The 6,859-nt window shown below is 58.5% G+C and carries 6 protein-coding genes and 1 pseudogene; 6 read left to right on the forward strand and 1 reads right to left on the reverse strand.

Annotation, left to right across the window (positions count from 1 at the left end; genetic code table 11):
• The first annotated feature begins 95 nt into the window (after positions 1-95).
• From ATI53_RS19200 to ATI53_RS19225, 6 genes are all read left to right on the forward strand, one after another.
• Entirely contained in the window at positions 96-1,106 is a 1,011-nt protein-coding gene (locus ATI53_RS19200; protein ID WP_009507332.1) for a TRAP transporter substrate-binding protein, read from the forward strand.
• A 132-nt stretch (positions 1,107-1,238) separates the two neighbouring features.
• On the forward strand, positions 1,239-1,718 hold the full coding sequence (locus tag ATI53_RS19205) for a TRAP transporter small permease (protein WP_009507331.1): 480 nt from the start codon (positions 1,239-1,241) through the stop codon (positions 1,716-1,718).
• Positions 1,715-2,998 carry a TRAP transporter large permease gene (locus tag ATI53_RS19210; protein ID WP_009507330.1) on the forward strand — a complete coding sequence of 428 codons (1,284 nt, stop codon included), beginning with the start codon at positions 1,715-1,717 and terminating at the stop codon, positions 2,996-2,998. Before ATI53_RS19205 ends, ATI53_RS19210 begins: the two co-directional genes overlap by 4 nt.
• Positions 2,999-3,029: 31 nt before the next feature.
• On the forward strand, positions 3,030-3,944 hold the full coding sequence (locus ATI53_RS19215; RefSeq protein WP_111551125.1) for an acetaldehyde dehydrogenase (acetylating): 915 nt from the start codon (positions 3,030-3,032) through the stop codon (positions 3,942-3,944).
• The gene (gene dmpG / locus ATI53_RS19220; protein ID WP_205912192.1) at positions 3,944-4,993 is read left to right on the forward strand and encodes a 4-hydroxy-2-oxovalerate aldolase; all 1,050 of its coding nucleotides are present in this window, start codon (positions 3,944-3,946) and stop codon (positions 4,991-4,993) included. Before ATI53_RS19215 ends, dmpG begins: the two co-directional genes overlap by 1 nt.
• A gap of 24 nt (positions 4,994-5,017) precedes the next feature.
• Positions 5,018-6,415 (forward strand): FAD-binding oxidoreductase, encoded by a 1,398-nt coding sequence (locus ATI53_RS19225; protein ID WP_111551127.1) that lies wholly within the window; start codon positions 5,018-5,020, stop codon positions 6,413-6,415.
• 69 nt (positions 6,416-6,484) lie between these two features.
• On the opposite strand, the pseudogene ATI53_RS19230 reads toward ATI53_RS19225, so the two are convergent.
• Positions 6,485-6,859, reverse strand: a pseudogene (locus tag ATI53_RS19230) (hypothetical protein); the annotation flags it as partial.

Consider the following 6,859-nt stretch of genomic DNA (forward strand, 5'->3'; position numbering starts at 1 on the left):
CGAAAGCCTGTATCTCCTTACAGGGCGGGAGGCCGGGTTTAGTGTTGCTGCCGATATTCGTCCCGTTCTTTCGTCGACCCTAGGGAGGATATCCAATGCGACTGAAGCAACTTTCTGTATTTTCATCCAAAGCCACCGCCGGTGCGATTGCCCTGAGTGCCGCCTTGCTTGGTACGATGGCTGTGGCCGAACCGGACACAATCCTGAAAATGGGCCACGCCGCGTCCACAACGACACCGGGCCACGTCGCAATGGAGCAGGTTGACGCCGAGCTGCGCAAGCGGACCGAAGGTCGTGTCGGTATTGAAATTTTTCCAAACTCGCAGCTTGGTGGAGAGCGCGAGCTGATCGAAAGCATCCAGCTTGGCAATGTTGACATGGCCTTTGTGTCGTCGGCACCTTTGGCCGCTTTCAGCTCGTCGTTTTACGTTATGGACATGCCGTTCCTGTTCAAGGATCGCGAAGCCGTATATCGCGTGCTTGATGGTGAAATTGGTCAGGAAATGCTGGCCGGGTTGTCGCAGGTCGGCGTTCTGGGGCTGGGCTATTGGGAAAACGGCTTTCGTCAGCTGACCAATGACAAGCACGAAGTGCGCACGCTTGACGATCTCGCCGGCTTGAAGATGCGGACCATGGAAAATGAGGTGCATATCGCCGCCTGGCGCGCTGTTGGTGCAAACCCGGCACCGCTGTCCTTTGGCGAACTGTTCACCGCGTTGCAGCAGGGCACGTTCGACGCGATGGAAGGCCCGATCAACCTGTTCCATTCGATGAAGTTCAACGAGGTTCAGCACTATATTTCCCGCACGAACCACATCTATTCGCCGCTGGTTCTGCTGATGAACCCGGATGCCGCAGCACAGCTGTCGCCCGAGGATCTGGCAACGCTCAAGGACATAATCCGCGAAGTCACACCGGAACAGCGCGCAATGACAACAAAGGCAGACGATCTGGCTATTGCCGACATGCCCAACGTCATGATCAGCGACCTGACCGCCGAGGAACTGGCTGCGTTCTCCTCCAAGATGGGGCCGGTCTATGATATCGTAAAAGAAAAGGCCGGGGCCGATCTGGTTGACCGGATCGTTCGCGCGGGATCCAACTAAGGCCGCAGTGCCTTGAAAGCTTGATCGCGGCATGTGTTTTGCACGTCTGCCGCGATCTCCTGACCAAACCTTCCCAACTTGCACATGAAATGCACGGACGCTGCATGCGTTTTCGGTTCAGTGAGGCCGTTTATGAAATTGATCGACGATCACTTTGAAGAGGTCATTCTGGTTGCTTTGATGGCCATTATGACGGCGCTGATTGGCGGGCAAATTTTCATGCGCTATGTCATGCAGGCCTCGCTGTCCTGGTCCGAGGAACTGGCGCGCTATTGCTTTATCTGGATGGCCTATATTTCGGTCAGCTATGCGGTCAAAAAGGACGTGCATATCTCGACGACGGCTTTTGTCACGATGCTGCCGCCACGCGGGATCGTCATGGCGCGGATCCTGTCACATCTGATCTTTGCGGGATTTGCGTTCCTGGTGGTGTACGAAGGCATCGCTCTGGTGGAGAAACTGTTCGGCTTTGGTCAGCGGTCTTCGTCTCTTGGGCTGCTCATGGGGTATGTGTATCTGGCCCCGGTGGTTGGCTTCGCGCTGGTTCTGTTCCGGCTGGCGCAACGTATCCTGATCGAGCTGTCGGCCCTTAAAACAGAGGGTCTACAATGATTTCTGCCCTGCTTTTCGGTATTTTCGCCATATTGCTGGTGCTGGGGGTGCCCATCGCCATTTCGCTTGGCGTCGCGTCAAGCGTGGTTCTGTTCACCAGCGGCAAGGTCTCAAGCAGCTTCATTCCGCAAGGGTTGGTCACGTCGATTGATTCCTTTCCGCTGATGGCGGTGCCGTTTTTCATTCTGGCCGGCGACCTGATGAGCCAGGGTGGCCTGTCGTCACGTCTACTGAACGTCGGTAAGGTGCTGTTCGGACGTTACAATGCCGGGCTGGCGATCATTGCCGTGGCCACCTGCATGTTCTTTGGCGCGATTTCCGGTTCGGGTCCGGCGACGGTCGCGGCCGTTGGCAGTATCCTGCTGCCAGCGATGGCCAAGGATGGTTATCGGCCTGTGTTTTCCACCAGCCTTGTTGCCTCGGCTGGCAGTCTGGGGGTGATCATTCCGCCCAGCATTCCGATGGTGATCTATGCCGCGTCGGCCAATGTATCGGTCACCGGAATGTTTTTGGCAGGTATCATACCGGGGCTGATCATCGGTCTGGCGCTGATGATGTATGCCTGGATACAGGCGCGGCGCGAAGGCGTTGGCGCGGATGCTACCCGCTATACACCGGGCGAAGCATGGGCGGTCGTCTGGGATGCCAAATGGGCGCTGATCGTGCCGGTGATCATTTTGGGGGGCATATACGGCGGTATTTTCACACCGACCGAGGCCGCCGCCATAGGGGTCATTTACGGGTTGATCGTGGGGCTGTTCGTCTACCGTGAACTGCGCCTGATTGATCTCTATCGGGTGTTTGCCCAATCGGCGCTAACCACCGGGTCGGTGATGCTGATCGTCGGCGCCGCGACGATTTTTGGCCGGGTGCTGACGATTGAACGCATCCCGGTGCTCTTGGCCGAGGCGATGGTTGATCTGGTCAGCTCGCCGCTGGCACTGCTGATGCTGGTCAACCTGCTGTTGCTGGTGGTTGGCACCTTTATGGAAACGCTGGCGGCGATCATCATCCTGACCCCGATCCTGTTGCCCGTGGCCATCGCGATGGGCATTGACCCGACCCATTTCGGCATCGTGATGATCGTTAATCTGGGCATCGGCATGGTCACGCCGCCTTTGGGGATGAACCTGTTCATCGGGTCAAAGGTTGGCAACGTGCCCCTGGAACAACTGATGCGCGGGGCGTTGCCCTTTGTTCTGGTGATGCTGGTGACGCTGGCCCTTATCACATACCTACCCGCGCTTTCGCTGGCGCTGCCCACTTGGGTAGCAGGCTAGGGCGGCAACCCGACATAACAGGAGACAGACATTGAAAAAGATCAAATGCGCCCTCATCGGGTCGGGCAATATCGGCACCGATCTGATTTACAAGATCCGCCGCAGCGAGGTTCTTGAGCCGGTCTGGATGGTCGGCATAGACGCCGAATCCGAGGGCCTGAAACGGGCCCGTGACATGGGTCTGAAGACCACCGCCGACGGCGTCGATGGGTTGCTTGCGCATGTCGAGGCAGACGACATCCAGATCGCCTTTGACGCGACAAGCGCCTATGTCCATGCTGAAAACAGCCGCAAGCTGAACGCGCTTGGGGTGATGATGATTGACCTCACGCCGGCGGCGATTGGCCCGCTTTGTGTGCCGCCGGTCAATCTGCGCGAACATGCCGAAAAGCTCGAGATGAACGTCAACATGATTTCTTGCGCGGGTCAGGCAACGATTCCGATCGTCAACGCCGTATCATCGGTGCAGCCGGTGGCCTACGCCGAAATCATTGCCGGCCTTGCGTCAAAATCGGTGGGGCAGGGGACCCGTGCGAACCTCGACGAATTCACTTATACGACATCGAACGCATTGGTGAAGGTTGGCGGCGCGCGCAACGGCAAGGCACTGGCGGTGATCAACCCGGCTGAGCCGCCGATGATCATGCGCAACACGATCTATTGCGAAACTGATGATACGCCTGATCAAGCGGCTATCACCGCATCGCTGCTGGCGATGATCACCGAGGTGCAAAAATACGTGCCCGGCTACCGGTTGGTGAACGGCCCTATCTTCGAAGACAATCTGGTATCGGTCTTTATGGAGGTCGCCGGGCTTGGCGACTACTTGCCCACTTACGCGGGCAATCTGGACATTATGACCGCCGCCGCAACCCGCACGGCTGAAATGTTCGCCAGCGAAATTCTGGCGGGCAAGTTGACGCTGAAACCGGTGGAGGCCGCATAATGGCAAAAAGTAAACTGGAAGGCCGCAAGGTCACGTTTCATGACATGTGTTTGCGCGACGGCATGCATGCCAAGCGCGAACAGATCAGCGTTGAACAGATGGTCGAGATCGCCACCGCGCTGGACCGCGCCAATGTGCCGATGCTGCAGGTGACCCACGGGGCCGGTCTGGGTGGCAATTCGATCCAGCACGGCAGGGCCCTTGCCTCCAACGCCGAATATATCTCGGCAGTGGCCGAAAAGATGACACAAGCCACGGTTTCAGTTCTGCTGATCCCTGGCCTCGGCACCATGCATGAACTGGACGAGGCCTATGCCGCCGGTGCGCGCAGTGTCCATGTCGCCACCCACAGCACCGAGGCAGACACTTCTCCCCAGCATATCGCCCACGCCCGCAAGCTGGGGATGGATACCACCGGCTTTTTGATGATGGCGCATCTGAACGATGCCGCTGGGTTGGTTGAACAGGGCAAGCTGATGGAAAGCTACGGCGCGCAGACCATCTATGTGACGGATAGCGCCGGATATATGCTGACCGATGACGTGACCGACGCCATCACCCGCTTGCGTGACGCGTTGAATCCAGAGACCGAAATCGGGTTTCACGGCCATCACAACCTTGGTCTTGGCGTTGCCAATTCGATTGCTGCCATCGCCGCTGGTGCCAGCCGGATTGACGCGTCGGTTGCCGGGCTTGGTGCCGGAGCGGGCAACGCCCCGCTAGAGGTTCTGGCGGCGGTTTGCGACCGTATGGGTATCGTATCGGGCGTAGATACATTTGCCCTGATGGATATGGCCGAGGAAATCATCGTGCCGTTGATGGATCATGTCGTGCGGGTCGACCGCGAATCTTTGACGTTGGGCTTTGCCGGGGTCTATTCGACCTTTTTGCTACCTGCGAAACGCGCCTCGGCGCGGTTCGGCGTCCCGGCGCGGGATATTCTGATCGAGTTGGGCAGACAAAAGATGATCGGCGGTCAGGAAGACATGATTCAGGATACCGCCATGACCATGGCCCGTGAACGCGGCCTGCTTGATGCCGCAGAATAACCGGCGGGAAAAGAGGCGAGCAAAATGCAAATCCAAACTGAGAATGACGCCTTTGTGACCATGTTGCGGGAGGTTGTGGACCCACAGGATTTGCAGATTGGCGCTGACATCCCGGCCACGGCCCTGCGCGACTGGAGCGACGAACGGGGCGGTGTCCCGCTGGCGTTGGTGCAGCCGCGCACGACCGCACAGGTATCTGCAGTGATGGCTTTGTGCCATGCCCATGGCCAGCCCGTCGTGCCACAGGGCGGCATGACCGGGTTGGCTGGTGGGGCTGTGCCCAGCACCGGTGCGGTTCTTCTGTCGCTCCGCAATATCGCCGGCGTCGAAGAATTGAACGACGCCGCGGGACTGATGACCGTCGGCGCGGGAACTCCGTTGCAGGTGATACAAGAGGCGGCGGCTGAAAACGGGCTGATGTTCGGACTCGACCTTGGGGCGCGCGGCTCTTGCCAGATTGGCGGCAATATCGCCACTAATGCCGGGGGAAACCGGGTGATCCGCTATGGCATGACTCGCGATTTGGTGCTGGGCCTAGAGGTGGTATTGGCGGACGGAACCATTTTGCCGATGATGAACAAAATGCCCAAGAATAACGCCGCTCTTGACCTGAAACACCTGTTTATTGGCTCTGAGGGCAGGTTGGGTATTATCACCCGCGCCGTGCTGCGCCTGCATCCGGGGGTAGGAGGGGCCAATACCGCGTTGATCGCGCTGTCTGGGTTTGACGCCGCGCTAAAGCTGTTGCGCCATGCCCAAACTGCGCTGTCCGGCCGTGTTAGCGCTTTTGAGGTGCTGTGGAACGATTATTATCGTTCTGTGACAACGATAGGCGGGGTTCGCGCACCGCTTGGTGCTGAGTTTCCGCTATATGCGCTGATCGACATGCAGGGGGCCGATCCGGATGCCGAGGCCCCGGCTTTTCAGGCCATGTTGGAACGGGCGATGGAAAGCGGCTGGGCTTTGGATGTGCTGCTGGCTCAGTCGCAAAGCGATGTGTTAGATTTCTGGGCGCTGCGTGATAATGTTGCAGAACTGCAAAGATCGTTTTCACCGATGATCAATTTTGATATCTCGGTGCCGCAATCGCAGATCGGTGACTGCGTTGAACGTATTCGCGCGGATCTGGCGCAGAAATTTCCGGGATTGGCCAATCTCTATTTCGGTCATATCGGCGACAGCAACCTGCATATTTTGGTCGGCCCGACCCCCGCCGACGACCCCGACGGAAGGCAAGTCGAGGCTTGCGTTTATGATGTAACCCGTAGTTTTGGCGGGTCTATCTCGGCCGAGCACGGCATCGGGCTGCACAAGAAACCCTGGCTGTCGTATTCGCGCAGCGAGGCCGAATTATCGGTATTGCGCCAATTGAAAGACACGCTTGACCCCACCGGCATCCTGAATCCGGGCAAAGTGCTGTGATGTGGTGATCCGCGGGGCTTTGTTGCCCAAATCGGTTGAAGGGCGGAGTTCCCCTTTCCCCGATCGGACTTATCCTACGGCCTCGGTGACAGGTATGCCAAGCGCGGTGTAGCGGTTGAGCACGGCGACGCGGATTTGGATTTCCGCAACTTGCCTATCAAAGTCCCGGGCCATGACGGATTTGCGGGTATCATGGGCGCCGTCTGCGGTGACGCTGCCGATCGCCTCGTCCGCCGGGATCTGGCTGAGCAGATCGGGCAGGATCGGCGCATCACCGATGGGGTCCCGGTAATCTCCCCTCTCGGCAGATTTGCCATGCAAATCGCCAGCCGGGCAGTGGACGGCGCGGACTTCCAGGGTTTTCTCGTCAATCCCAAGATGGATCTTCCGCCATAGACACCGTTTGGCACCACCATGCTTGCGGGCGTGCCACTCGCCTTCGCC

It is taken from the genome of Salipiger aestuarii (assembly GCF_003259905.1).
In the GTDB taxonomy this organism is placed as follows: domain Bacteria; phylum Pseudomonadota; class Alphaproteobacteria; order Rhodobacterales; family Rhodobacteraceae; genus Salipiger; species Salipiger aestuarii.

Excerpts from the sequence above, each read along its gene's own strand:
- ATI53_RS19200 (WP_009507332.1), top strand. The coding sequence starts at position 96 with ATGCGACTGAAGCAACTTTCTGTATTTTCATCCAAAGCCACCGCCGGT.
- ATI53_RS19205 (WP_009507331.1), top strand. The coding sequence starts at position 1,239 with ATGAAATTGATCGACGATCACTTTGAAGAGGTCATTCTGGTTGCTTTG.
- ATI53_RS19210 (WP_009507330.1), top strand. The coding sequence starts at position 1,715 with ATGATTTCTGCCCTGCTTTTCGGTATTTTCGCCATATTGCTGGTGCTG.
- dmpG (WP_205912192.1), top strand. The coding sequence starts at position 3,944 with ATGGCAAAAAGTAAACTGGAAGGCCGCAAGGTCACGTTTCATGACATG.
- ATI53_RS19225 (WP_111551127.1), top strand. The coding sequence starts at position 5,018 with ATGCAAATCCAAACTGAGAATGACGCCTTTGTGACCATGTTGCGGGAG.